The following is a 24,693-nucleotide window of genomic DNA, read 5'->3' as shown; positions in this document are numbered from 1 at the left end:
GGCTTTCTTTTGCTGTGCAAAGCCGCTAATTTGGAAGCGGAATGAAACCTGTGCATGGTCTTTTGATGGCTTTTTTGCTGGTGGGCGTGTGGATCCTGATGGACCACCTGAGGGCACCCAGGGTGCATCTGGAAACGGTGCGGTCCATGCCTGCTGTGCGGCAGGTGGCCCCAGCTGCTGCGCCTCCTGTGTCTCCTGTGTCTACGGCCAGCATTCGGCCTGTTGTGGTGGGAAAAATCAACCTGAACACCGCTTCTTTGCAGGATCTGATTGAACTTCCCAGGGTGGGGGAAAAACTGGCCCAGCGCATCCTGGACCACCGTCCGTACCACAGTCTGCAGGACCTGGATGCAGTGAAAGGCATCGGGGAGAAAATGCTGCATGCCCTGGAGCCACTGGTCACTTTCTGATGCGTGTTCTGACCCTGCCTGTTTACTTGCTGGCGGCCCTGTGTGCAGGGATTTTGCTGGCAAATGGACAATTCTGGAGTGTGGTTCTGCTGCTGGCGCTGCTGTTTCTGCGCTCTGTTCCTGGTCTGATGCTGGCCCTGGTCTGTCTGGGATGGGGGTATTTTCACTCTGGATCCTTGCTGAAAACACCTGATCCCCTGCAGCCCTATTACGGCCAGAAATGGGAATTTTCTGGGGATTGGGATGGATCATTTTTGCAGTTAAAAGAACCAGCAGCCCGAATTGCGCTGGCTCCAGCTCCGAAGGTTCCAGCAGGTCATCTGGTGATCCGGGGCGCCCTGAACCCGCCAGAAGGCAAACGCAATTTCCATGCGTTTGATTACGCCCAGTGGTTGCATCTGCGTGGGGTGCAAGGTGTGCTGTATGGAGGCAAGGTGGTGTCTTCTGAGCCAGATCTGGGCTTCAAGAGCCACTTTCAGACGGGCCTGACCACCCACCTGAACCCACAGCAAGCCGCCCTGATGGTGGCCCTGGAACTGGGAGACAAACAGAACCTCAAAGACCAGCAACTGGGAGGCTGGTCCATGCAGGACGCCTTTGCCCGTGCAGGAGTGGCCCACTTTCTGGCCCTCAGTGGGCAGCATGTGGCCATTCTGGTGGGAATCCTGGAACTGCTGCTGCGCAGGTGGGGCAGCAAAAGGCACCTGTTTCTGCTGGGATTTCTGGGTGCATACCTGCTTCTGGTGGGCATTGAACCCAGCATTTTGCGGGCTGTGTTGCAAGGAACTGTGGTGTTGCTGTCCCTTTATCTGGGACGGGGCAAACTGGATTTGCTGGGTACCCTGGCCCTCACAGCTCTGGTCAGTTTGCTGTGTTACCCCATGTGGCTCTTTGATGTGGGGTTTCAGCTTTCTTATCTGGCCGTGCTGGGCCTGGGGTTTGTGCCAGAGGTGGTCAACAAACTTCCAGACCGCATTCCCCGCTGGCTTGCTTATGGTCTGGCAGCGACCCTGTGTGCAGAGCTGACCACATTGCCTGTGGTGGCCAGCAATTTCAACGCCCTGCCCTGGATCAGCCCGCTCAGCAACCTGATTCTGGGACCTTTCATGGTGGTGCTGGTGCCTGCTGGAATGCTGGCAGGTTTGCTGGGCAAACTGGCCTTCCTGATCAACCCCCTGATAGGACTGGTTCTGACGGTGTTCCTGTGGCTGATTTCTCTGTTTGCAAAGGTGCCCCCCTTGCCCTGGGGACACATCAGCCCGGCTGGTCTGGTGCTGTACTTGCTCTGGCTTCTTGCAGCGTTCTGGTGGCTGAGAAACCAACTGAATGCAGTGCGCATGCTGACCTGCAGTTTGCTGGCTGCATTGCTGTCCTGGCTTCCATCCCAGATGTTTCCTCCTTACCGCATTGTGTACCTGGATGTGGGGCAGGGAGACAGCACATTGCTGCAACTCGGGCATTTCAATGTGCTGATTGATGGAGGAGGCAGTCCAGGCAGTTCTTTTGATGTGGGCAGCAAAACAGTGCTGCCTGCACTGAGGAAACTGGGAATTTTCCATCTGGATGTGGTGGTGGCCAGCCATGCAGACACCGACCACATTGAAGGTCTTGCGGCAGTGCTGGAGCAGATTCCCACAGGAGAACTCTGGCTGGGGCACCTCAAAGAGGAAGATCCTGTTTTGCAGGAGGTCTTGCAGGTGGCTCGCAGCAAAAACATCTCCATCCGGGAAGTGCGCAGGGGAGACACCTTCACTGTGAATGACACGGCTTTGCAGGTGCTTTATCCAGAAGGTGCCCCCTGGAGCAAAGAAGACAACGACAACAGCTTGGTGATCCGTCTGGAACGTCACACGTTCAGCACAGTTTTTCTGGGAGATTTGCCAGATCCTCTGGAAAACAAACTGGGTGTGGGTCCGCTGAATGTCCTGAAGGTGGCACACCATGGCAGCAGGCATTCCAGCAATGAGGCTTTCTTGCAAGAAATACACCCCCAATATGCAGTGATCAGCTCTGGGAAAAACAATTATGGCCACCCACATACAGAAGTGTTAGAACGCTTACAATCCATGCACATCAACATGCTCAGAACAGATCAACTTGGAGCCATCATGCTGTACCTGCCCTGAAGAACACCTAAATCATGTTTAAGAGGCCTATCAGACTTCCTAAAAACCCAAATGGTTTAATATGCTCAAGGAGGCCATTATGAGCCAGGAAACCCCCACATTGAAAGAACGTTTTGGTAATGCAGTTGAAATGACCAGAGAGCGTTTTCACCAGACTGCGGACAAAGTGCGCTCTGGAATTCATGAAGTTCGTGCTGAAACCGCACCCCACCTGATCGAACAGACCACCGAAACCGTCAAGGCAAAAGTGGATGACCTCAAGTCCAAAGTCCACGACATCAAAGCCAATGAGCGCATGCAGAGCATGATGAAGCCTGTTGGAAAAGTGGCTTCCAAACGCAACCTGCTGATTCTGACAGCACTGGGACTGGGAACTTTGTTCCTGGTCAGACGCCGCAGAACCCTGGCCTGATCTGTCCCCCCTTTCCGCCCCGAGATGGTCTCGGGGTTTTTTGAATTTGACTGGATTTTGAGCTTTTTCTGTTTTGAGCTTTTTGCTGCAGATGCATCAAATCCAGCATTTTTTACAGCAAAACAAGCACATTCAGAGTCAACTGAACACAGGAGGATTCCATGACTGCCCAGAACAAAGACCACAAAGACCCCCTGACTGAAAAAGTCTCTGAAAAAGTGGCACAGGCTGCCCAGACGGTCAAAGAAAAAGTGGAAGAACTCAGTGAAAAAGCCCGAAAGGAATTTCACGAAGCCGATTTTGACAACATCCGCGAACCCGTGATCCGGGTGGTGGAGGATGCCAAAGTCAAAGCAGACGCTCTGGCCACCGACGTGAAAGAGTTTGCCGCAAAAGCCCAGGACAGCACCCTCTGGAAGAACCTGCAGACCGAGCGCAACAGAAACTTCCTGCTGGGAGCGCTGCTGCTGAGCATTCTGGCCATTTTGTTCCTGCGCAGGCGCTGAATTTTTCAGTCCCCACAAAGGAGGGAAACATGAAACTCTTGCTGCTGACCGCCCTTGGTGTTGGACTCGCTTTTCTGGGCAAAAAGTGGCTGGGAAACCGCATGCCCAGACCTCTGCAGGCCCTGCCCAGTTCTGCCCGTGAACACAGTGAAGATCAGGTGGATGCTCTGATTTCCCCTGCGGGAATCCATTGATTCCTCAAATGTAAAGACCCCAGAATGCTCTGGGGTCTTGTGTTGTTTGGTGTCAGTTTGATGTTGTTGCAGATCAGGTGGTGTATTCCCCATTGATCTTCACATAGTCATAGGTCAGATCGCAGCCCCAGACAGTGGCCTGCTGGTCTCCCAGGTTCAGGTGCACATCGATCAGGATGTCAGAGCCTTTCAGGTAATCTGTGAGGGCCTGCAATTGGCCAGTGTCAGAGTTGCCCCGGTCATAGACCATCAAATCTCCAAAAGAAATCTGCACTTGATAGGGGTCAATCTGGGTGTCCTGGGTGTCCACCTTGCCCAGGGCCATGGCGATGCGGCCCCAGTTGGGATCGGTCCCGAAAATGGCGGTTTTGACCAGGGGGCTGTTCACAATGCTCTTGGCCAGGGCTTTGGCATCCCTGAAAGAATGGGCACCCTGCACCCGCACCTCGATCAGTTTGGTGGCCCCTTCTCCGTCGCGGGCAATGTCCTGAGCCAGTTCCATGGCCATCTGGGTGAACACAGTCCGGAACTCCTGCAGGTCCACCTCTCCGGCCAGTCCGTTGGCCATCATGGCCACAGTGTCTGAAGTGGAGGTGTCGGTGTCCACACTGACCATGTTGAAAGACAGATCCACCACTTCACGCAGCAGGGTTTGCAGGGTGGCGGGCTCAATCTGCGCATCGGTCACAAAATAAGAGAGCATGGTGGCCATGTTGGGTTCAATCATGCCACTGCCCTTGGCCATGCCCACCAGCACAGCGTCACCAATCTGGGCGGCCCGCACCTTGGGACGGGTGTCTGTGGTCATGATGGCGACGGCAGCCTCTTCCAGATGGCCTTCCTTGAGTTGCTGCCCCACCCCCTGAATGCCTGCCCGGATGATGTCTATGGGCAGCTGACGGCCAATCACACCTGTGGAGGAGGGCAGAATGTCTTCAGGCTTGATGTCCAGCTCTGCAGCCACCAGACGCACAATTTCACGGGCGTTCTGGATGCCTTGCTCTCCGGTGGCGACATTGCTGTTGCCACTGTTGATCACAAAAGCCTGCAGGATCCCGTCTTGCACATGCTCCCGGCCAACGATGATGGGGCTGCCACAGAAAGCACTTTTGGTGAACACCGCTGCACCTGAGGCAGGCACCTCCGAGGCAATCACGGTGAAATCGAGCAGGTTCTGTTTGATGCCAATGTTTTTGGCACAGACTTTAAATCCTCTGGGTTGAAACGCTAAAGTCATGGATGCTCCTTGGGATTTCAGCATGGGGACAGAACAGTGCAAAAAGCTGCCTCTGGCCGCATGTTCTGGTGTTAAAGGGTGAACCGTTCAGGGAGGGTGAATCCTCTGGCTGCCCAGCGGTCCAGTTCATCAGAGATGGTGCCACTGTGGATGTCCAGCACCTCTTGCAGCACCGTTTTGCTTTCAGCAGGAAAGAACACCCTCAGGGTGGTGGTGGGGATGGGGGAGATGTAAGCTTCCATCTGGGCTTCAGACATGCTGGGAAAATGCAGTTGCAATTCCCTGCGGATGTGCACTGGGTCCAGTTGCTGGTTGTACTGCTTGTGGGTGTGGTAATGGATGACGGTCTCAATCAGAACGACGGTGTATGGCTCCAGATCTTCCTGAGGCAGGTCTGGAAAGTGCAGGTGCTGCACATCCAGGCTGCTGGGCTGAACACTCCAGAAATTTTTTGGATCGTTCAGGCAATCCTGAAAGGAATCCAGGCTGTTGCCAAAATACCCTTCCTGTCCCAGATGCTCTGCATACACCTGAATCAGCGCTTTGAAAGAATGCACTTCTGGAATTCCAAGGACGGCGTGCTCCCCGGACAGCACCAGACCTGCCTCTGTTTCAGAAGCAGGCGAGGTGAAATGGAAGAAGTGTTCAATCGGGTGGTTCATGCTGATTTCATTCTAGGGGTTCTGTCTTCCCAAATTCATAACGGGATTGTCAGGGCGTCACAGCAGGAGCTTCTGGGGGCACGCTGTAGTCCTGCTCTCCTTCCAGACCCAGCATCACATCCAGGTTCTGCACAGCGGCTCCAGAAGCCCCTTTGCCCAGGTTGTCGAGCCTTGCCATCAGGAGCACCTGTCCCAGTGCAGCATTGCTGAACACAAAAATCTGCAGCTTGTTGGTGTCATTGAGCGTCTGGGGATCCAGCTGAGGCTCTGCGGGTTTGCCGTGCTCGAAAGGCATCACTTCAATGAAACGCTGGCCCCTGTAATGTTCTGCCAGTGCAGCATGGATGCTTTCTGCCGTGGTGCCTGCTGGAAGGGTTCTGAGAAACAGGGGCACCTGAACCAGCATCCCCTGACGCCACGCCCCCACCGAAGGGGTGAACAGCGGAGCAAATTGCAAAGTCCCGTATTTCTGCATTTCGGGCAGGTGCTTGTGGGCAAGCCCCAGAGCATAAGACTTGAACAGCCCGGCCAGGGGGTGTTCTCCTCCGCGGCCTTCCATGGCGTCCACCAGTTGCCGTCCTCCTCCGCTGTATCCGCTGAACCCCTGCACGCTGATGGGCGCATCGGCAGGAATCAGGCCAGCATCCACCAGAGGCCGTACCAGGGCAATCATTCCCGTGGAATAACAGCCAGGGTTGGACACAAAGCGGGCACCCTGAATCTCTGCTTTCTGGGTGGGGGTCATTTCGGGAAAGCCGTAGGTCCAGCCCTCCGCCACCCGGTAAGCGGTGCTGGCATCCAGCACACGAGTGGTTTCGTTTTCGATCATGCTGACGGCTTCTCTGGATGCCTCGTCGGGAAGGCACAGAATCACCAGGTCGGCACTGCCCAGCAGACGTTTGCGCTCGTTCTGGTCCTTGCGCAGGGCAGGATCAATGCTGATGAGTTCCAGATCGTTTCTGCCTTGCAACCGGGAGCGAATTTGCAGGCCAGTGGTTCCGGCCTCTCCATCAATAAAAACTCGGGGTTTACCCATGGTCTTCTCCTGCAGTGTCGGATTTGGACAGCAGAACCAGCTGATTTAAGCGGTCTCTGCTGCTGGCATCCAGCGTGCCAGTGGTTTCCTCAATGTACCCAGAATCCAGTGCTTCCAGAACCTCAATGTCTATGAACCCGCTCAGGGTTCTGAGCCGGACCAGATGGCCCGTCCTCACACACAACCAGTAAGACCTGTTCGGTGTAAAGGGTTCCAGCAGCACCAGACCTTCCTGACCTCCCTGCAAGACGGGAAGGTCAAACAGATCCAGCTGGGCCATGACATGGACTTGATGGTCTGCTGCATTTCCAATCCAGAACATCTGGGGATCTCTGGGATGGTCCAGCAGATCCGTTCTGTAAAGCAGGGATCCATCATCAGGCCAGATCAGCCGTCCCAGCAACTGGTTGTGTGGAGCTTTTCGGTGCATTTCAGGCCTCTGAAAAAAGAGACAGGGCGAGGTCACCCCAATGTGTCTGCCTCGCCCTGAAAAAGGTGTTACCAGCGGACGTTTTGCCCGCCCATCACATGGTAAATCAGGGCTTTCTGGGCATGCAGGCGGTTTTCGGCCTGATCAAAGACCCTGGATTTGTGGTGTTCGGTGGCTTCCGGGACCACTTCCTCGCCGTAGTGGGCAGGCAGGCAGTGCAGAAACACCCCGTCTGGTTTGATTTTTTCCAGCATGGCAGCGTCCACACAGAAACCCGCGAAGGCTTTGCGTTTGCGGTCTGCTTCGGCTTCCTGGCCCATGGAGATCCACACATCGGTGTAAAGCACATCGGTGTTTTCCAGGGCTTCTTCGATGCTGTTGGTCAGGGTGATCTTGGCACCCGCTTTGATGGCTTCCAGCAGCACGCCACCATTGGGTTCGTAGCCCACCGGGGTGCAGACGGTCACGTGGGCTCCGGTCAGCACGCCCATGTGGATGTGGCTGTTGGCGAGGTTGTTGCCATCTCCCAGGTAGGTGACTTTCAGGCCAGAAAGGTTTTCTGTGCCGAAGTTCTCCTCAATGGTCTGGTAATCTGCCAGCAGTTGCACGGGGTGCAGAAAGTCAGAGAGGCCGTTGATCACAGGAATGCTGGCGTGTTCTGCCAGTTCGATCAGGGTGCTCTGCAGGTACACGCGGGCCATCACGCCATCCACCCAGCGTTCCAGGTTCTTGGCCACATCCGAGACGCGTTCACGGGTGCCCAGACCAATTTCATTGTTGGTGAGGGTGATGGAATGCCCCCCAAGCTGGTAGGTGGCCACATCGAAGGTGGTTCGGGTGCGCAGGGAGGCTTTTTCGAAGATCAGGGCCAGGGTCTGTCCCTCCAGGGGTTTCAGACCTTTAAATTCGCCGCGCTTCATGGCATGGGCGGTGTCCATGAGGGCGCGGTATTCTTCAGGCGTCACGTCCAGATTGCTCAGGAAATCTCTGCCAGTGAGTCGGGGGGGGAACTTCGTCATAGGTTAATGATTATACATAAAATTTGTGGTTTTTGAATAATTATTTGTGGAAAGCCGAGGGCACAGGGCTGTTCAAAATGATTGGGAAGAATGGTCTTGAGAGATTCCAAATCCCGGAAGAGCACCCTTCAGTGCAGCAAGTTGTGATTTATTTTGCTGTGCTGCATGTCTTTTGTACGGAACAACTGTTTTGGTTCTGTATTGCTCTCGGCCCTCGGTCCTGCGCCCTTGGCAAAATGCCCAGCAAACTGGGCTTTTCCTGGGCATTTTTGACAAAAAAAAGGGGCGCGATAATCGCGCTCTGGATGGTGGAAGTTCAATGGGTTGTATCTAGGGTTCCCCGGAGGATGGATGGGGTGATGGGTGATCAATGGTTTGGGATGGGTTATGCATGTCCTCTTTGCGCCCCGAGTATAGCTTAACCTGTTTGGGGTCAGGGATTCATCACATTTTTGGCTTAAGGGGTTTCCCGTAAATGTGTCTAAAGACTCGGTTAAGGCAAAAATGTGAAGCCAGAAAAGCTGAATTTTTGTGCACAATGGCGGTCAAAAAATGTGTTTTTAAGGTTCTGCTGCACAACAGAAGTGGGCCATGCAGAGAAAATCTGGAAGCTGAAAGCGTGTCACCTCAAAATTAAATGAGAACCAACTGAAACAAAGCTGGAGGCACTTTCAGCCAATCAGGAGCGTTTCTGCATCCAGAAGTGTTCCAATCCTCCCGAGCCCTGACCCAGATCAGGAGCATGCCTGATGGCTTCCTGCAGGTAAGCATGGGCCTTTGAAATGGCCATGTCCAGAAGACTTCCCAGAGCAAGATGTGCAGCAATGCTGCTGGAGAGGGTGCATCCTGTGCCATGCAAATGCCGGGTGTGCTGTTTCTGGGCTGGATAAAACGCCATCTGGATCCCATTTACCCACAGAGCATCCACCAGGATTTCGCCTGAGCCGTGCCCTCCCTTGACCAGAAAAGTGCCAGTGTCTGGGACCTGTCCTCCATACAGCACCTGCAATTCAGGCAAATTGGGTGTGATCAGGGTGCACAGGGGAAACAGCAGGGTTTTCAGGGCGTGAATGCCCTCGACTGTCAGCAGGGTTTTGCCACTGGAAGACACCAGCACCGGATCCAGTACCACAGGGCTTCTGGTGCCTTGCAGAACTTCAGCAACAGCCTGGATGATGTCTGCGTTTCCCAGTGCCCCAATCTTGATGACCGCAATTTCAAAATCTTCCAGCAGGGCCTCGATTTGGCGTTGCACCAGCCCTGCAGGCAGGGGAAAGACCTCCTGTACCCCCAGGGTGTTCTGAACGGTGATCAGGGTGGGCACGGTCAGGCCGTACACCCCGTGGGCATGGAAGGTTTTGAGGTCGGCCTGGATGCCTGCTCCACCACTGGGATCCGATCCAGCGATGGAGAGGGCCACAGGAAGCAGGGCTCTGGAGGTCATGGTTTCAGATTGTAGCCGACCCGAACCTTACAGGAAGCCCCATCTGACAGGTTCTGGATTTCTCCATTGACTTGCAGGCGCTTTTTTTGCTACACCTGTAAACGTCACTCGGGGTGCCGACTTTTACAGCGGCTGAGAGAGCAGAAGCTCAACCCGTGGAACCTGATCTGGTTTGTACCAGCGGAGGAAACGTGACCAGCACACACCTTTACCCTGAAAATTCAATGTTTTTGCAGTGTTTGTGTGGTCCCCTGAAGGAGCGGATCATCTGAACTGATGCTTGCATGTCCTCATCAAGGGGGATGTGCTGTCCAGCCTGATTTTGCGTTGCCCGGATTCAAACCCGGGTGGGTCCTCTTTTGTGTCGTTTTTTGGAGGTTTCATGCAGACCATCACCACCCAGCCTTTTCCCGCCAGCCAGAAAAAACACGTGCAGGGCAAACTGCACCCGGATGTGCAGGTGCCCTTTCGGGTGATCTCGCAGCATCCTACGCTTGAGATGTGGAATGGGGTTTCCCGCAACACACCCAATTCAGACGTGTGGGTTTATGACACCAGCGGTCCTTACACCGATCCAACAAGGCAGGTGGATGTGTATGCCGGGTTGCCCCCCATCCGCAGAAACGGGCTGCTGGACCGTCAGGATGTGGAGGTTCTGCCAGAATTCTCCTCTGAATTCACCCGCAACCTGCTGCAGGACCAGAACACCTTTCCTGCAATTCCCCTCCCTCTGAAAGCAAAAGCAGGCCGCAATGTGTCCCAGATGCATTACGCCCGAAAAGGCATCACCACTCCAGAAATGGAATATGTGGCCATCCGGGAGCAGGAGCGTCTGGAAGGCATGCAGGATTATTTGCAACAACACCCCGGAGAGGGCTTTGGGGCCTTCATTCCCCGTGAAATCACCCCCGAATTTGTGCGCTCAGAAGTGGCCAGGGGCCGCGCCATCATTCCAGCCAACATCAACCACCTGGAGCTTGAACCCATGATCATCGGACGCAACTTCCGGGTGAAAATCAATGCCAACATCGGCAACAGTGCGGTGTCCAGTTCCATCGAGGAAGAAATTGAGAAGATGGTCTGGGCCACCCGCTGGGGAGCCGACACCATCATGGACCTGTCTACAGGCAAGAACATCCACCAGACCCGCGAGTGGATCATCAGGAACAGCCCTGTCCCGGTGGGCACTGTGCCCATCTATCAGGCACTGGAAAAAGTGGGGGGCAAGGCCGAGGAACTCACCTGGGAGATCTACCGGGACACCCTGATCGAGCAGGCAGAGCAGGGCGTGGATTACTTCACCATTCATGCCGGGGTGCTGCTGCGCTACATTCCCCTGACCGCCAGACGGCGCACCGGAATTGTCTCCAGGGGCGGATCCATCATGGCGAAATGGTGCCTGGCCCACCACCAGGAAAGTTTTTTATACACCCACTTTGCAGAGATCTGCGAGATCATGCAGGCTTACGATGTCAGTTTCAGCCTCGGAGATGGTTTGCGTCCCGGTTCGCTGGAAGATGCCAACGACGCCGCCCAGTTTGCAGAACTGCACACGCTGGGAGAACTCACCCGCATCGCCTGGGAGCACGACGTGCAGACCATGATTGAAGGCCCCGGTCATGTCCCGATGCAGCTCATCAAAGAGAACATGGATGAACAACTGAAGCACTGTTTTGAAGCGCCTTTTTACACCCTCGGGCCGCTCACCATGGACATTGCCCCTGGTTACGACCACATCACCTCGGCCATTGGTGCAGCGCAGATTGGCTGGTATGGAACGGCCATGCTGTGCTACGTGACCCCCAAAGAACACCTCGGGCTTCCAGACAAGAACGATGTGCGGGAAGGGGTCATCACCTACAAGATTGCTGCCCATGCTGCGGACCTCGCCAAGGGGTTTCCGGGTGCCCAGATCCGGGACAATGCCCTCTCCAAAGCCCGTTTTGAATTCCGCTGGGAGGACCAGTTCAACCTGTCTCTGGATCCCGAGCGGGCCAGAAGTTTCCACGATGCCACCCTGCCCGCAGAAGCCGCCAAAACCGCCCACTTCTGCTCGATGTGCGGCCCCCACTTCTGCTCCATGAAACTCACCGAGGACATCCGGCGGGGCATGCAGGACAAATCCGAGGAGTTCCTGGAAAAAGGACTGAACATCTACCTGGACCCCGAGGTGGTGGGTTAGATGGCTCCTGCACCCAATCCCAGGCTTTATCTGGTGGCCAATTTCACCCCAGAAATGCCCGAAGCGGAATACCTGCAGCGCTGTGAGGCGGCTTTGAAAGGAGGGGTGGGCGTTCTGCAACTGCGGGCCAAGCACGCTGAGGTTCAGACCCAGATCCGTCTGGGAGAAGCCCTGCGGGACCTCACCCGCAAATACAGCGCAACCTTCTTTGTGAATGACCGTGTGGATGTGGCCCTGGCGGTGCAGGCAGATGGCGTGCATCTGGGACAGCAGGATTTGCCTCCCCAGTTTGCCCGGACCCTGGCCCCAGACCTCTTGATCGGACGCTCCACCCATGCCCCCAAACAGGCCCTGCAGACTGTTGCAGAAGGAGCGCATTACTTTGCCGTTGGCCCCATCTGGAAAACCCCCACCAAAGCAGGAAGGCAGGCTGTGGGCCTGGAATATGCCCGCTGGGCTGTAAAGCAAAAACTGCCCATCCCGTTTTATGCCATCGGAAATGTCGATCTGGACAACATCACCGATCTGGTGATGGCCGGAGTGCAGCGGGTGGCGGTGGTGCGGGCCATCCTGAACGCCCCCGACCCCGAGCATGCCGCCCTGGGATTTGGCAAAGTCCTGGAGCTGGTTCATGCAGGTTAATGGACAAACCCATCCCCACCAGGAAGGCTTAACCCTGCTGGGTTTGCTGGGAGAATTTGGGGTTTCTGCAGACCGTGTGGCCGTGATGGTCAACGAGCAGATTTACCCTGCTGGACAGATTCTGGATGTGCCCTTGCAGCCCGGTGACGTGATTGAGATTGTGAAGGCGATGCAAGGGGGGTAGACCCCACCCGCTTGGGCTGGACTTCGTCACCCCTTCGCTCCTCCCCTAACGAGGGGAGGTTGGTGGTTTACGAGATTCCTGAGCCCCTTCGATTCCCTGACGAGGGGAGGTGGGTGGAAGCTGAGATGGATCAACAAAACAACACACAAACCCCAGAAAAGAGGTTTCAAATGGATACACTGACCATTGCCGGACAGCAGTTTCAATCCAGGTTGATGCTGGGCACCGGAAAATACCGGGATTTTGAAGTGATGAAAGAGGCACTGGAGGCCTCTGGAACAGAGATTGTCACGGTTTCCATTCGCAGGGTGGAGGTTGGCGCAGCAGGTCATGTGGGCATTCTGGATGCTCTGGACCTGTCCAGATACCAGCTTTTGCCCAATACGGCAGGATGCAAGACCGCAGAGGAAGCCGTGCGGGTGGCCAGGCTGGCCCGTGCCCTGACCGGAACCAGCTGGGTGAAGCTGGAGGTCATTCCAGATGCGGCTTTTCTGATGCCGGATCCCATTGGCACATATGAAGCGGCAAAGGTCCTCTGTGAGGAGGGTTTTGTGGTGCTCCCTTACATGCCTGCAGATGCTGTGCTGGCAAAACGCCTGCAGGAGGTGGGTTGTGCCACTGTGATGCCTCTGGGTTCCCCGATTGGTTCTGGTCAGGGCATTCAGAACCGGGCCAGCATTGAGGTGATCCTGAAAAGCGTCACGGCTCCCGTGGTGGTGGATGCAGGTCTGGGGGTGCCTTCCGAGGCAGCTCAGGCCCTGGAAATGGGGGCCAGCAGTGTGCTGGTCAACACTGCGATTGCAGAGGCCAGAGACCCTGTGCGCATGGCTGCTGCATTCAGGGATGCTGTGAAAGCTGGAAGGGAAGCTCACCTGGCAGGCCGCATGCCTGTTCGGGAAAATGCCAGCCCCAGCAGCCCGGTGCAGGGCGTGGTGCGCCTGATGAACCCGGAAGTTCCCGTTTAGGAGATGACTTTGAAAACCGAAAAACATGTGATGGTGGTTGGAGCAGGCATCGTGGGTAGCATGATTGCGGTGCAACTGCTGGACCTGGGCTGGCAGGTGACTTTGCTGGATGCCGGGTTTGCTGGGCAAGCCACCCGTGCAAGCGGCGGCATGTTGGCCCCCACCAGTGAAGCCCATTCCCTGCCTGTGTCCTGGCGCGAGAAAGCCCAGCTGTCTTTGCAGCTCTGGAAAACCTGGCTGGAGCGTTTTGAAAGGATGGGGTTGGATGTGGGCTACATTTCCAGTCTGGCACATGCTGCAACCCACCTTCAGGAAGCAGAACAATTCAAAAGCAACTTGCAATCTGCTGGCCAGTGGACCGAAGACAACCCTGAACATCCTCACGGGATGGCCTTCTATTCAGAAGAAGGCAGCCTGGATCCTGTTCAGGTGTTGCGTGCCCTGCATGCCCTGGTGCCTGTGACCCAGGCAGAAGTGAAGCGCCTGTGGGAAGACGGGCACACCATCAAAGCCGACACCTCTTCTGGCGAATTGCAGGCCGATGGTGCTGTGCTGGCCTGCGGAGCCTGGAGCAACCGTTTTGGCATTCCAGTGCAAAGCAGACAGGGACAGGCTTTGCTGCTTGAGGGGGAGCATGTAGACCATGCCACCTACAAGGGCAGAGGATACATGGTGCCCAGGCAGGGAGCCACCTATGTGGGGGCCACCGAGATTGACACCTGGGACACCACCCCCACCCATGGGGCCAGAAGCACCTTGCTGGCTTATGTCCAGCAGCACAAACCTGACCTGCAAGAAGTCCGGGTTCTGGACCACAAAGTGGGTTTGCGTCCCCTTTTGCCCGAGCCCATGATTGCCCCCCATCCCAGCCTGCAAAATGTTCTGGTTGCCACAGGACATCACCGCAATGGCATCTTGCTTGCCCCGGTTACTGCTCAGCGGGTGATGCAGCTTTTCATGCAGGAATCACCCCCCTCTTATGGGGTCACCGTACACTGAAAAAGCACCCCCCAGGACCCTTTACCTCCTCCTCAGGTCCCGGGGGTGTTTTTTGCTGTTTACCAGTTGATTTTGGTGGTGCTCTTGCTGACCAGGCGGTTGTTCTCGAAGTAGGAGACATCCACACTTTCCTGAATGCGGTCAGACAGGTTGGCAAAGCCAGAGAGCAGTGAAGTGCCAAATCCCATGATCTGGCGCTCGTAACTGTCTTTTGCGAAAGAGCCCAGCATCACCCCAGCCAGTCTGAGTTGACTGGCGTAATTTTTGTAGTAATCTTCGCCCACCCACTGGAAACCCGTGAGGGCACGGCTTCCGAAGTAAACCTGCTGTTTGGAGGGAGACAGGGCCTGATCTGCTTCAGGCAGTGCATTGAGGGCATCGCTGCCCAGACCCACCATCAGGAAGTTCTGGTGGATCTTGAAGCACACCTTCATGGCGCTTCCCAGCATGCCATTCAGGGCGGCCATCTGGCTCATGGTGGCGTTTTCGCTGTCCTGGGCGAAGTCCAGACAGGTGATGCCTCCATCCAGACGCTGCACCTTGAATTCGGGTTTTTCGGAGGTCATGGAGGTGAAAGGATCGGGGTCCACGGGATCCACAGGCCCTGAATCTTCTGAAGTCATTTCTTCAGGGGGGGAATCCAGATCTGTGACACCATCGTCCACCACGGGTTCTATGGTGTTGGTCTGGTTTTGCAGGTCTTCCAGTTGCTGCACCAGATCGTCCAGCAGGGTTTGTGCTTCATCCGGGTCTTTGACCTCCAGACCAAACAGCACACCCAGTCCGGTCAGGCTGGACAGGGTTTTGCCAGAGGAGGCAGCAGGGTAGAGGGTCACCACTTCGGTGCCCAGTTGCGCTTTGAACTGTTCGTAAGATTCGGGAAGCTGGCTGCTGAGTTCTGGAACCAGACCCACCAGGTAATCCAGCCAGCCCTGGGCATTCACGGCACCCACGGCGTATCCTTGCACGCCAGGCGCAATCAGGGTGTTGGCATTGAAATTGGATTTGGAGTACGCCAGCAAACCCCGCAGCTCTGGGGTCAGGTTCTGGAAGCTGAGCACACTGCTGCCTTCCATCCCTGAGGCTGTGAATTTTGCCGAGAGGCCCAGACCCTGCAGGCTTCTCATGGCGTTGATCACTTCGGGAACGCTTTCCAGATCGGATTTGGGCACTTCTTTGAGGGCAAGGTTCATCAGCAGTTTCAGGTTTACAAAAGCCCTGAAGTTGCCTGTGCCATCAGCCATGGTGCTCTGGAAGCTCTGCTGCCTGGAAAGGCTGTCCAGTTTGCTGTTCTGCAAGCGTTTGAAGAATTCCCGCAGCAATTGCGGATGCGAACTGACGTAAGCCAGACCATCCTGAAACCCGAAGTAAAAATCCTCCTGTCCGAAGAACACATAGCGGCCTTCCTGCAGGCGCACGGGTTTCTTGCCGTCTTTGCTGGCCTCTGCCAGCAGTTTCTGCACCTGTTTCTGGGAGGCTTTGTCCACACGGGTGACGGCCAGCACCTCCACATCGTTTTTGACGGTGTGCACCGACAGGCTGGCCTCGGTGCCCAGCCCACCCCAGATCAGGCTTTGCACCAGTTTGGCCTCGTCGTATTCCAGACCTGCGTCCAGCAGGGTGCTTTCCAGGTCCAGCAGGGTGTTGATTTTGGGTTTGACCTGCTTCAGGTCGTTCAATTCAAATTCTGCGAGGGCGGTTTCAGGAACATAACGGTTCAGTGGTGCAGCCAGCGAGAGGCTTCCGGCAAAAAGCAGTGAGGTGAGCAGTATTTTGTGTTTCACCCCTCCATTTTATACGGCTGTCTCACTGGGGGTCCAAATGCTGGTCACACAGTTGTCGGTTGGTTTTGGGGCAATCCCAGCGTTGCACCTGCCGGGTCAGCAAAAACTTTTGCAACACCGGTCTCGAGAACACAAAATCCCGTTTTTCTGCAGACACATGGCAGGACCAGCACTCTGACAGGGTGGCTGTGAGGTCCGGGGTGTGGCTTGCAACCTGAAAACTCTGCACATTCCAGTTGTCCATGGCTCCAGAAACATTGCCCCGACGCTGCATCACATGGATGGTTTCAGGGTTTTCCCTTGGGATCATGTGTTTTTGCGCATCCAGCAGGTACTTCTGGTTGGCGCTCTGTGCCTTGTAATTCTCAATCACATACAGTGCATCCCCAGAAGTCGGATAGGCCCGCTGGTTCTTCACAGCCTCCAGCGCAGGCAGGCTCACATAAAGCTTGCGAACCATGCCATCAGGACGGTCCACCACGGCATAAAGGGTCATGGTGGACCGGTAATTTTCAGGGTAGGGCAGGGCTGCTGCTGCCGCCACCGCATCCTCCTGAGGACTGGGAATCCCTGCAGGTGTGCTGGAAACCAGCAGGAGTCCAGTCAGGGCAAGTTGTGCCACGTGCTTCATGGTTTTATTTTATGCCCAGAACCTGTCTGCAAAAGCACAGGCACTGGGCGTTGCGTAAATCAGCGAGGGATTTCCACAGCTTTCTTCATGGCGGGGGTCAAATAAGAGCGCTCTCCAAACAGCACTTCTTTCTTGGTTTTTTGGGCAAAGAAAACCACTGTGGCATTTTTGATCATGTCTCCACATTTGAAGCCATAGCCCACTTTGGAGTGGTTTTCATTGGGTGTAAATGTGACGGTGATTTTTTGTTCAGGGTTGGTGCACCTTGAGGGTTCTGTGATTTTTTGCCAGCCTTTAATGTTCCCCAGAGGAATGGTCATGCTGAAACCATCTGGAAGCTCAAAAGTGATGGTTTGGGCAACGGATGAATTCTTGCTGATCTGCTCCTGTACATAGATTTGCAAAGGAGGAGTGGCCTGAGGCATAGAGGTCAAAATCATAAGCAGCATGTGAGGTTCCTTTCGTGAGATTGCTTTAAGGATGGATTGCATTGAAATCTTGGAACGTGAGCAGGGGCATTTAAAGTTTTTGGTCGGTGGTGTAGTAAATCACATCCTGACCATCTTTCGCTGAGAAAGCACTTGTTTCGGCCGGTTTGTTGGGGCACTGCCTGATCTGATATCCAGAAACCTTTCTGTATACAGGGATGCGCCATAGGGTCACTTTTGTTCTTGGGGCGGCGGTGACATTTAAATCTTTGGTGACTTTGTAGGTAACTTTCAGACCGATGCTCGCTTTAACTGCCGAAACATCAAATCCTCCTGTCGCAGAACCCTCGAAAGACCATTCTGTTGTAAAGCGCTGAGACAGAGCAGATTCATAGGTTCCATTGATCATTGCAGTATAGTATTGTTTGGCGTCCTGCACGATGACTGAAGATGTGACTTTTGTTGAGACCGGACAGGCAGGAACAAATTCTTTGGTGGGTGCCTTGGGTTCCAGCGTCCATTCTTCCAGAATGGTTTTCTGGGTCAGCTGGCTTCCCTGGTTTGCTGGGAGATCCTGGGTCTGTTTGCTGCAAGAGATGAGTGCAAGTGGGATCAGTGATGCAAGAGCAATGGTTTTCATGGGTTTGCCTTCAGGAGCGCAAGTGCCCTGGAATCAGGGCACTGCTGATGTCAGGAGTGGTATGGCATTAAGAAATTCCTGATGTGTCCATCATAGGTTTCTGCATTCATAAACCACATTCAAAATGGACCAGATGCAAAAATCCTGCCCATCAGGACAGGACCACAAAACCTGAACCACAAAACCTGAAAAGGGTTTTACAGTTGTGCAGGATCCAGCAGCAGGGGCGTTTCGCTCTCAAACGCTTCTGCATATTTCACACCAGCGAAGGTGCCCCAGTACATGTTTCTGGCCCTGCGGCGCTCAACCACCTCTGGGGAAACGGTTTCAGAAACGGCTGGACCCGTGAACTGGGTCACGTGGGCCAGCACGCAGGCCTCCCACCTGTCCTGCACAGCACTGGTGTCTACCAGCACACTGGCCTCAATGGGAAAATTGCCCTGGTACAGCAGCACCCTGCGCACCCTGTGGGGATCTCCCTGCAAATCGGCTTTCTTCAGGCCTGCCAGATGCACGGCTTCTTTGCAAAGGTGGTAACTGCCCACATGGTCCGGGTGACGGTCCTGCAGGTGGGGAATGAACAGCACTTCGGGCCTGAGGTCCCGCAAAGCCTGGGCGAGTTTCTGCACCTGTTCTTTCACAGGACGCAGGGCTCCATCGGGCGATTCCAGGTTGCCCCTGAAGGCCAGACCCATGATTTCGGCAGCGTCACGGGCTTCCTGCAAACGCTGCTCGGGGGTGCCCAGGGTGCCCATCTCTCCCAGAGAAAGCTCCAGGATACCTACGGCATGTTGTTCTGCCAGACGGATCAGGGTTCCCCCTGCACCAATTTCGGCATCGTCCGGGTGGGGGGCAATGCACAGGGCATAGAGATTTTGCAGCTGACCGTACACCTGACGCATGTTTATTTGGCCTCTCTGGGAGAACCCAGACGGCGCTCGGTGCCTGCCTGCAGGCGCTTGAAGTTGTCCCGGTGGGTCCAGAGGATCAGCAAAGCCAGACCTGTGGCTGTGACAATTTGCCAGAGGGGATCTCCGTGGTAAATCAGCAGCAGCACGGCAGCAATTCCTCCCATCATGCTGCCCGCCGAAACAAAACGGGTCAGGTAAATGATGCTGATGGCCAGGATGGCTGTGCCCAGACCAATCAGTGGATTCATCACCAGAACTGTGCCAATGGAGGTCGCAACCCCTTTGCCTCCCTTAAAGCGCAAGAAGACACTGTAATTGTGCCCCAGCACAGCGGCCAGAGCACAGGCTGCCAGAAAAAAATCCGACACACCCAGGGTGCGGGCCAGATACAGGGCAATGCCCCCTTTGAAAACATCGAAAGCCAGCACCACCAGCGCAGGTCCCCAGCCAATGTTGCGCTGGATGTTGGTGGCACCGATGTTGCCAGAACCGACTTTGGTGATGTCGATGTTGTACATCCTGGCGATCAGCAGGCCAATCGGAATGCTTCCGAACAGGTAAGAGAGCAGCAAAACCAGAATTTCCACACGTCACCTCGAAGACAAATTGGGGTCCTTCACTTGAACAGAGACATCAGGCCCACCAGCAAGGGGGCCAGCACCAGGGCAGGCAAGAAAGAGCCAACCCGCACCCGGTAAGGGGCATCAAAACTGCCGAACAGCAAATTGAAACTGATCCCGGTGATCATCAGGCCTCCGGTTCCGGTGATGAGCAGCACGCTGGGATCGGTGGCAGGGCTGGGTAGGGCGGTTGCCAGACCTCCAGCAGCCAGACTCAGGATGCCCTGCACAATCAGAACGACAATAGCAGAGAACCCCACCCCCATGCCATACACCCCGGTCAGGGCCACTGCAGCAATGCCATCTAAGGTGGCTTTCAGAATCAGGGTGTTGGGGTCCTGCTGCAGGCCGTTCTGCAGGCTGCCGATCACCGTCATGGGACCAATGCAGAACAGCAAACTGGCGGTCACAAAGCCCTCTGTGAAGCGGCCTTTACCTTTGAATTTCTGCTTGAGGGTTTCTCCCAGGGTGCCCAGGCGTTCTTCCAGTTGCAGCAGTTCTCCGATGACTGCTCCCAGAGCAAGGCACACCAGAGCGGCAATGATGCCGGGCAGGATGCCAATTTTCAGGCCTCCCAGGCTTCCGCCCATGTCGATGGAGATGTACAGGGTGGTGACGGCCAGCACCTGCATCAGGGTGTGGTTCATGCGCTCGGGGATGCGGCCCCCCAGAACCATGCCCAGCAGGGTGCCCACAATAACGGTGAAGAAGTTGATCCAGGTGCCACTTGTCTTCAGGAAAAAATCCATATTGCCACAATATAACCTTAAAAATGTGCTGCCATCCGCTTGCAGCAGACAGCCCAGTGCAACCTTGAAAAGACAGGACAGGATCCAGTGGTGCTTTTTTGCACAAGGTCTTTACTTTTGCCTGACATTCATGGTTATAATCGAACCAGATGCCACCGATTGCGCCAAATTGTATCGGCTCACCGTCACTCCTCAAAAAAGTGATTGAGAATCAAGACCGCCTTGTGCGGTCTTGTTTTTTTGGCTGGCATGGGAGGTTCGCATGACTTTAAACGACCAGTTGCGTCATCTTCCGAAGTTCCTGACCGTGCGCGAGGTGGCAGATTTCACCTTCTGCCATGACCGCACGGTCAGACGCTGGATTCGCTCCGGGACCCTCAGTGCCCTGGAGACTCCGGAGGGATTAAGGATTCCCCGCAGGGAACTCAAGCGCTTTCTGGGTTTGCAGGAAGCCAGTTGACGCAGGTTTTTTAAAGTTTGTTGCTTTGTCCCTGATGTGCCCCTGTTCCCACAGGGGTTGCTTTTTGCCAGGTGTTTTGTAAGGTGTTTTTGTCCCTGGAGAAATCCAGTACACTGTTGTCTCGGGGACTGCTCCGAACAGGACCGTTTCTCAGGAGGACAACATGGACGCCACCCTCATTTTTGGAATCATCACAGCCATTGTTGTGGTCGGGTTTTTTGTGGGACTCCCACTGTTTGTGCTGAACTCCCAGTACGACGAACCCAAGCGCGGCGACGACTACTGAACCGCAACAGCACTGGACAGCAGAAGGTCTTACAGGCCACCTGCTGTCCAGTCTGGTTTGGTGTGGGTGCCATGCGCTTTATATACTGTGTGTTCATTCATGTCTGACCTCGCACGGCTTTTCCCAGAACTTCACCCATTGCAAAACCAGTTTCAGGCCCAGCAGCAGGATCCCGCTCTTGCACCAGAAGAAGCAGAAAAGCTGGCTGTGCTGGCCTGGCAGTCCGGTCTGGTGAACCTGACCGTGCTGCTGTGCGAAAAGGCCGGAAGCCAGATGAACCTGCTGAAAGCCATTGCTTTGAACAGACAGGGAAATCCAGAAGCTGCCCTGGAGGTGCTGCAGGGTCTTTCTGGCAGCCTCTCCCTCATTCACCAGGGAAGCAGCCTGTGGCAACTGGGCAAACTGGATGAAGCCCTGGAAGTGACCACCGAGGGGTTGCAACAGGCACGAAAAGAGCGCAATGGGAGCGCCATCATCAGTGGGGTGTGCATTTCAGGGGAAGTGCTGCTGGACCTGCAGCAGCACAAACCTGCAGTGGTAGCTCTGGCAGAAGCTTTTAAAGTTGCAGAACTCATAAACCAGGAAGCCGATCCTTATGCCCTTGCCATCACTGCAGAGGCCCACATCCGCTGGGGGCACGCCAGAAAAGCCCTTGCCACCACAGAAAAAGTTTTTTCCCGCACCAGACCCCATGAACTGGGCCATTTCCGGGCAAAAGTGACCCTCAGCAAACTCCAGCCCGAAGTTCTCCCTGAAGCCCTGCAGGTTGCAGAAGTTCTGGGATGGGGTTACTGGGTCAAACGCCTGACACCTTAAGAGGTTCGGGTGGCCAGTTGCTCCAGCAGGGTCAGAATCTGTTCGGCCACCTGCTGCTGGGGGGCTCTGGAAAGCACTTTGCGGATCAGGGCCAGACCTGCACGGGCCTCCTCGTCTGCAATGGTCTGGGCGTATTGGATGCTGCCTGATTCCTGCAACCAGCCCAGAATCTGCTGAATGTCTTCGGTCTTTTTCTGCTCTCTGGGAAGGGTCATGACCTGCAAAAAGGTGTTTTTTTGCTCTGGGGTGGCAAGACCCAGCCAGTGCAGCAAAACCAGGGTGCGCTTGCCCTCCAGCAAATCTCCGGCAATTTCTTTGCCATAATCTGCAGGGTCGCCAATCAGGTTCAGCACATCGTCCCGGATCTGGAATGCTGCACCGAGTTTCAGTCCAGCCGCTTCAATTTCGGGATCGGGTTGCAGACCAGCGGCCAGCATGCCCAGCCTGAATGGAGCCACCACCGTATAGTGGGCGGTTTTCAGGTGCACCATCTGCAGGTAATCCGCTTCTTTCAGGTCCCAGGTGTTGTGGGTGACCCAGCTCAGGTCCACATGCTGGCCTTCTGCGGTGCGGTGGATGGTGTCCAGGAACTCCTCGAAAGCCCCTTGCACCCCTGCCTGATGCACCACCTGCCACATGTAGATGTGCAGGGCATCTCCGGCATTGAGGGCAAGTGGAACCCCATGCAGACGGTGCAGGGCTGGAATGCCCCGGCGGTCTTCGGAGTCGTCTTCAATGTCATCGTGAATCAGGACCCAGTTCTGGAACAGTTCCAGTGCGGCAGCCAGAGGCAGAGCCTGCGACACACTGCCCCCGAAAGCTTCCGAAACCATCAACAGCAACTGGCTGCGCAGCATTTTCCCGCCCCGCTGGGGATAATCCCGCATCAGGTCATAGAGGTGCTGGATTTCAGGACGGGCATGGGTTCGGGGAAGCAAGTGGTCAATGAAGTCAGCAATGAGATTGCGCACCCGAGTATTCTAGACCATCCACCCGGTTTTTTTGTCCGGTGTTGCAGGGGCTGTCACATCCCCGTAAGAACAACCCCCGTATCCTGAAGTCACACGCAGGTCAGAGGGATGCACCACCAGGGAGGTTCACCATGAAAGATGGACGCAGTCTCGCGATGATGGTTTTGCTGGGTCTTCTGTCGTGCTCTGCCAGCAACAGCGGCGGAAGCCAGAATTTCACGATCAGCACCACTCCAGGCAGCCTGACCTTGCAGCAAGGACAGAGCAAAGAGGTCAAAGTCAATGTTCAGCGCACAGGTGGGGATTTCCCGGTGCAGGTGGAACTGGAAAATGCACCTGCAGGTTTGACCGCTGCCCCCCTCACCATTCCAGCAGAAAGCCAGCAGGGCACCCTGACGTTCACGGCCTCCAATGCAGCGACCCCTGGACTGTCCACCACCGCCTTGAAAGGCACGGCTGCAGGTGTCACCAACACCATCTCTTTTGATGTGACCATCCAGGGCACCACGCCCGTGGATCCTGATCTGAAAGCCTTCCCTGGAGCAGAGGGTTTTGGGGCCAGTGCCACAGGGGGCAGGGGAGGAAAGGTCATTTACGTGACCAACCTCAATGCAGATGGTCCAGGCTCTCTGCAAGCCGCTCTGGACGAATCCGGGAAACGCACCGTGGTTTTCAAAGTCAGTGGTCTGATTGACACGGTGGTCAGCATCAGGCGTGGAGATGTCACCATCGCAGGTCAGACTTCGCCAGGAGGCATCACCCTGCGGGGCCTGCGCATCGAGAATGATGATTCGATCTGTGAAGCTGATGGCTGCCCATTGCCGTCTTTCACCCCCAGCAATTTCATTGTGCAGTTTCTGCGCCTGAGGCCCGGTCTGACCACCGATGATGGTTTGCGTTTTCACCGGGCAAAGAACGGGATTGTGGACCATGTTTCTGTGGGCAATGCCCAGGATGAAGCCGTGCAGGTGTCCTTCACCAGCGATGTCACCATCCAGAATGCCCTGATTGCCGAAACCCTGGGAGAACACGCAGATCTGGGGGGCATGCTGCTCAATTACTCTGATCCAGACCGGGGTTTCCCCCTGACCCGGATTTCCATTCACCACAACACCTTCAACCGCATTGTGGGCCGCCTGCCAGAACTCAGCCGGGAAAACCCCAGTGCAGACGGCACCACCATGCAACTCGAGGTCTCCAACAACCTGTACTACGATCCGGGCTTCCCCATGTGGATTGGCAACACCAGTCAGGTGAATTCCCCCAACGAGGGGTACACCAGCCATCCGCTGTATTACCAGGCAAACTTTGTGGGCAACCTCTATTACGGAAACAGCACCAACCTGAAAACCGGGATGTTCACCCTGGAAGGGGCATCATCTCCAGACTCGGGTTACCTGCCTGCCAACACACCCACACGCATTTTCATGCAGGATAACCACATCAACCTGTACTCCGGGGTGAAGGATTTTCAGCTGGTGTATTGCTGCAATGATTTTGAACAGGCGGTCACAGACATGGGCATGCCTTTTGCTGCGTCAAATCCGGTGTGGGCGCAGAACGTGAGACACGACTTTCCAGCCATCAGCTACACGCCCGCAGACCAGCTCAGAAATTACGCCGTGCAGAACGCTGGAGTTTTCCCCAGAGACCCGATGGACACCCGCCTGATGGATTTTGTGCAGAAAGGGATTTTTGATCCGGCCCCCAGGAGTGAGAATCCCAAAGCGGACACCATCAAACTGCCTGCCTCATTGCCTGCTGCCCCCTTAGATACAGACAGTGACGGCATGCCAGACACCTGGGAAAACGCCAATGGCCTGAATTCTGGCGTTGCAGACAACAACGGAACAAACCTCTCCAAAGCGAAACTCGGGGTGGAGGGCTACACCAACCTGGAAGTGTACCTGTCAGAACTGGCCCGGCAAAGGGTGCAAGGAAAATAGCGT

29 protein-coding genes and 1 riboswitch are annotated in these 24,693 nt (G+C 55.4%); of the genes, 15 read left to right on the top strand and 14 right to left on the bottom strand.

Features of this window, described 5'->3' with window-relative positions:
* The first annotated feature begins 41 nt into the window (after nucleotides 1-41).
* The 5 genes from IEY52_RS02175 (at nucleotide 42) to IEY52_RS02155 (ending at nucleotide 3,648) form a co-directional block, all read left to right on the top strand.
* The gene (locus tag IEY52_RS02175; protein WP_188999128.1) at nucleotides 42-410 is read left to right on the top strand and encodes a ComEA family DNA-binding protein; all 369 of its coding nucleotides are present in this window, start codon (nucleotides 42-44) and stop codon (nucleotides 408-410) included.
* Nucleotides 410-2,536: a DNA internalization-related competence protein ComEC/Rec2 gene (locus IEY52_RS02170; RefSeq protein ID WP_188999125.1), complete on the top strand. Its 2,127-nt coding sequence runs from the start codon at nucleotides 410-412 to the stop codon at nucleotides 2,534-2,536. Before IEY52_RS02175 ends, IEY52_RS02170 begins: the two co-directional genes overlap by 1 nt.
* A 79-nt stretch (nucleotides 2,537-2,615) precedes the next feature.
* Nucleotides 2,616-2,948: a hypothetical protein gene (locus tag IEY52_RS02165; RefSeq protein ID WP_188999122.1), complete on the top strand. Its 333-nt coding sequence runs from the start codon at nucleotides 2,616-2,618 to the stop codon at nucleotides 2,946-2,948.
* A 161-nt stretch (nucleotides 2,949-3,109) separates the two neighbouring features.
* Nucleotides 3,110-3,454, top strand: coding sequence for a hypothetical protein (locus IEY52_RS02160; protein WP_188999119.1), 345 nt, complete (start codon nucleotides 3,110-3,112; stop codon nucleotides 3,452-3,454).
* 29 nt (nucleotides 3,455-3,483) lie between these two features.
* Nucleotides 3,484-3,648: a hypothetical protein gene (locus tag IEY52_RS02155; protein ID WP_188999116.1), complete on the top strand. Its 165-nt coding sequence runs from the start codon at nucleotides 3,484-3,486 to the stop codon at nucleotides 3,646-3,648.
* 73 nt (nucleotides 3,649-3,721) lie between these two features.
* Here IEY52_RS02155 and argJ read toward each other — a convergent pair whose 3' ends face one another.
* The 5 genes from argJ to argF form a co-directional block, all read right to left on the bottom strand.
* Nucleotides 3,722-4,885: a bifunctional glutamate N-acetyltransferase/amino-acid acetyltransferase ArgJ gene (argJ, locus tag IEY52_RS02150; RefSeq protein ID WP_188999112.1), complete on the bottom strand. Its 1,164-nt coding sequence runs from the start codon at nucleotides 4,883-4,885 to the stop codon at nucleotides 3,722-3,724.
* A gap of 71 nt (nucleotides 4,886-4,956) precedes the next feature.
* Nucleotides 4,957-5,547, bottom strand: coding sequence for a barstar family protein (locus tag IEY52_RS02145; protein ID WP_188999109.1), 591 nt, complete (start codon nucleotides 5,545-5,547; stop codon nucleotides 4,957-4,959).
* Nucleotides 5,548-5,596: 49 nt separating this feature from the next.
* Nucleotides 5,597-6,583: an N-acetyl-gamma-glutamyl-phosphate reductase gene (gene argC, locus IEY52_RS02140; protein ID WP_188999107.1), complete on the bottom strand. Its 987-nt coding sequence runs from the start codon at nucleotides 6,581-6,583 to the stop codon at nucleotides 5,597-5,599.
* On the bottom strand, nucleotides 6,576-7,013 hold the full coding sequence (locus tag IEY52_RS02135) for a hypothetical protein (protein ID WP_188999104.1): 438 nt from the start codon (nucleotides 7,011-7,013) through the stop codon (nucleotides 6,576-6,578). The genes argC and IEY52_RS02135 overlap by 8 nt, the downstream gene beginning before the upstream one ends.
* Before the next feature lie 68 nt (nucleotides 7,014-7,081).
* A complete protein-coding gene (gene argF / locus IEY52_RS02130; RefSeq protein ID WP_188999101.1) occupies nucleotides 7,082-8,032 on the bottom strand; it encodes an ornithine carbamoyltransferase in 951 nt (316 codons plus the stop codon).
* Nucleotides 8,033-8,064: 32 nt separating this feature from the next.
* Here argF and IEY52_RS26570 point away from each other — a divergent pair, with 32 nt between their 5' ends.
* A complete protein-coding gene (locus IEY52_RS26570) occupies nucleotides 8,065-8,454 on the top strand; it encodes a hypothetical protein (protein WP_194510042.1) in 390 nt (129 codons plus the stop codon).
* Nucleotides 8,455-8,711: 257 nt separating this feature from the next.
* Here the strand turns inward: IEY52_RS26570 and thiD are convergent, their stop codons facing one another.
* Nucleotides 8,712-9,476 (bottom strand): bifunctional hydroxymethylpyrimidine kinase/phosphomethylpyrimidine kinase, encoded by a 765-nt coding sequence (gene thiD / locus IEY52_RS02125; RefSeq protein WP_188999099.1) that lies wholly within the window; start codon nucleotides 9,474-9,476, stop codon nucleotides 8,712-8,714.
* Nucleotides 9,477-9,575: 99 nt separating this feature from the next.
* A riboswitch (TPP riboswitch) is annotated at nucleotides 9,576-9,683 on the top strand.
* Nucleotides 9,684-9,858: 175 nt separating this feature from the next.
* Between thiD and thiC the strand changes: the two genes are divergently transcribed.
* The 5 genes from thiC to IEY52_RS02100 all read left to right on the top strand — a co-directional run bounded on the left by thiC (nucleotide 9,859) and on the right by IEY52_RS02100 (nucleotide 14,448).
* The gene (gene thiC, locus IEY52_RS02120; protein WP_188999096.1) at nucleotides 9,859-11,658 is read left to right on the top strand and encodes a phosphomethylpyrimidine synthase ThiC; all 1,800 of its coding nucleotides are present in this window, start codon (nucleotides 9,859-9,861) and stop codon (nucleotides 11,656-11,658) included.
* Complete coding sequence (gene thiE, locus IEY52_RS02115; protein ID WP_188999094.1) at nucleotides 11,659-12,300, top strand: thiamine phosphate synthase; 642 nt, start codon at nucleotides 11,659-11,661, stop codon at nucleotides 12,298-12,300.
* Nucleotides 12,290-12,484 (top strand): sulfur carrier protein ThiS, encoded by a 195-nt coding sequence (thiS, locus tag IEY52_RS02110; RefSeq protein WP_188999091.1) that lies wholly within the window; start codon nucleotides 12,290-12,292, stop codon nucleotides 12,482-12,484. The genes thiE and thiS overlap by 11 nt, the downstream gene beginning before the upstream one ends.
* A 170-nt stretch (nucleotides 12,485-12,654) precedes the next feature.
* The gene (locus IEY52_RS02105; protein ID WP_188999088.1) at nucleotides 12,655-13,449 is read left to right on the top strand and encodes a thiazole synthase; all 795 of its coding nucleotides are present in this window, start codon (nucleotides 12,655-12,657) and stop codon (nucleotides 13,447-13,449) included.
* Nucleotides 13,450-13,458: 9 nt separating this feature from the next.
* Nucleotides 13,459-14,448, top strand: a complete 990-nt coding sequence (locus IEY52_RS02100; RefSeq protein ID WP_188999085.1) for an NAD(P)/FAD-dependent oxidoreductase — start codon at nucleotides 13,459-13,461, stop codon at nucleotides 14,446-14,448.
* Between the two features lie 59 nt (nucleotides 14,449-14,507).
* On the opposite strand, the gene IEY52_RS02095 is transcribed toward IEY52_RS02100, so the two are convergent.
* The 7 genes from IEY52_RS02095 to IEY52_RS02065 form a co-directional block, all read right to left on the bottom strand.
* Nucleotides 14,508-16,232: a hypothetical protein gene (locus IEY52_RS02095; RefSeq protein WP_188999081.1), complete on the bottom strand. Its 1,725-nt coding sequence runs from the start codon at nucleotides 16,230-16,232 to the stop codon at nucleotides 14,508-14,510.
* A gap of 22 nt (nucleotides 16,233-16,254) precedes the next feature.
* The gene (locus IEY52_RS02090) at nucleotides 16,255-16,863 is read right to left on the bottom strand and encodes a cytochrome P460 family protein (protein WP_188999078.1); all 609 of its coding nucleotides are present in this window, start codon (nucleotides 16,861-16,863) and stop codon (nucleotides 16,255-16,257) included.
* 59 nt (nucleotides 16,864-16,922) lie between these two features.
* Nucleotides 16,923-17,312, bottom strand: coding sequence for a hypothetical protein (locus tag IEY52_RS02085; protein WP_194510041.1), 390 nt, complete (start codon nucleotides 17,310-17,312; stop codon nucleotides 16,923-16,925).
* A gap of 70 nt (nucleotides 17,313-17,382) precedes the next feature.
* Complete coding sequence (locus IEY52_RS02080; RefSeq protein ID WP_188999072.1) at nucleotides 17,383-17,931, bottom strand: hypothetical protein; 549 nt, start codon at nucleotides 17,929-17,931, stop codon at nucleotides 17,383-17,385.
* Nucleotides 17,932-18,128: 197 nt separating this feature from the next.
* Nucleotides 18,129-18,833, bottom strand: coding sequence for a bacillithiol biosynthesis deacetylase BshB1 (gene bshB1, locus IEY52_RS02075; RefSeq protein WP_188999069.1), 705 nt, complete (start codon nucleotides 18,831-18,833; stop codon nucleotides 18,129-18,131).
* A gap of 2 nt (nucleotides 18,834-18,835) precedes the next feature.
* Nucleotides 18,836-19,429 (bottom strand): glycerol-3-phosphate 1-O-acyltransferase PlsY, encoded by a 594-nt coding sequence (plsY, locus tag IEY52_RS02070; RefSeq protein WP_188999066.1) that lies wholly within the window; start codon nucleotides 19,427-19,429, stop codon nucleotides 18,836-18,838.
* A 29-nt stretch (nucleotides 19,430-19,458) separates the two neighbouring features.
* The gene (locus IEY52_RS02065; protein ID WP_188999064.1) at nucleotides 19,459-20,211 is read right to left on the bottom strand and encodes a DUF554 domain-containing protein; all 753 of its coding nucleotides are present in this window, start codon (nucleotides 20,209-20,211) and stop codon (nucleotides 19,459-19,461) included.
* 262 nt (nucleotides 20,212-20,473) lie between these two features.
* On the opposite strand from IEY52_RS02065, the gene IEY52_RS02060 reads away from it, so the two are divergent.
* From IEY52_RS02060 to IEY52_RS02055, 3 genes are all read left to right on the top strand, one after another.
* A complete protein-coding gene (locus IEY52_RS02060; protein WP_188999060.1) occupies nucleotides 20,474-20,671 on the top strand; it encodes a helix-turn-helix domain-containing protein in 198 nt (65 codons plus the stop codon).
* Nucleotides 20,672-20,834: 163 nt separating this feature from the next.
* Nucleotides 20,835-20,957 carry a hypothetical protein gene (locus IEY52_RS26905; RefSeq protein WP_268239702.1) on the top strand — a complete coding sequence of 41 codons (123 nt, stop codon included), beginning with the start codon at nucleotides 20,835-20,837 and terminating at the stop codon, nucleotides 20,955-20,957.
* A 99-nt stretch (nucleotides 20,958-21,056) separates the two neighbouring features.
* Nucleotides 21,057-21,773 carry a hypothetical protein gene (locus IEY52_RS02055; RefSeq protein ID WP_188999057.1) on the top strand — a complete coding sequence of 239 codons (717 nt, stop codon included), beginning with the start codon at nucleotides 21,057-21,059 and terminating at the stop codon, nucleotides 21,771-21,773.
* Here the strand turns inward: IEY52_RS02055 and IEY52_RS02050 are convergent.
* On the bottom strand, nucleotides 21,770-22,744 hold the full coding sequence (locus IEY52_RS02050; RefSeq protein ID WP_188999055.1) for a polyprenyl synthetase family protein: 975 nt from the start codon (nucleotides 22,742-22,744) through the stop codon (nucleotides 21,770-21,772). The genes IEY52_RS02055 and IEY52_RS02050 overlap by 4 nt on opposite strands.
* A gap of 131 nt (nucleotides 22,745-22,875) precedes the next feature.
* On the opposite strand from IEY52_RS02050, the gene IEY52_RS02045 reads away from it, so the two are divergent.
* Entirely contained in the window at nucleotides 22,876-24,690 is a 1,815-nt protein-coding gene (locus IEY52_RS02045) for a hypothetical protein (protein WP_188999051.1), read from the top strand.
* The last annotated feature ends 3 nt before the right edge of the window (nucleotides 24,691-24,693 follow it).

The organism is Deinococcus roseus (genome assembly GCF_014646895.1).
Classification (GTDB): domain Bacteria; phylum Deinococcota; class Deinococci; order Deinococcales; family Deinococcaceae; genus Deinococcus_C; species Deinococcus_C roseus.
The sequence above is the reverse complement of the archived record's forward strand: the minus strand, read 5'-3'. Positions and strand labels throughout refer to the sequence as shown.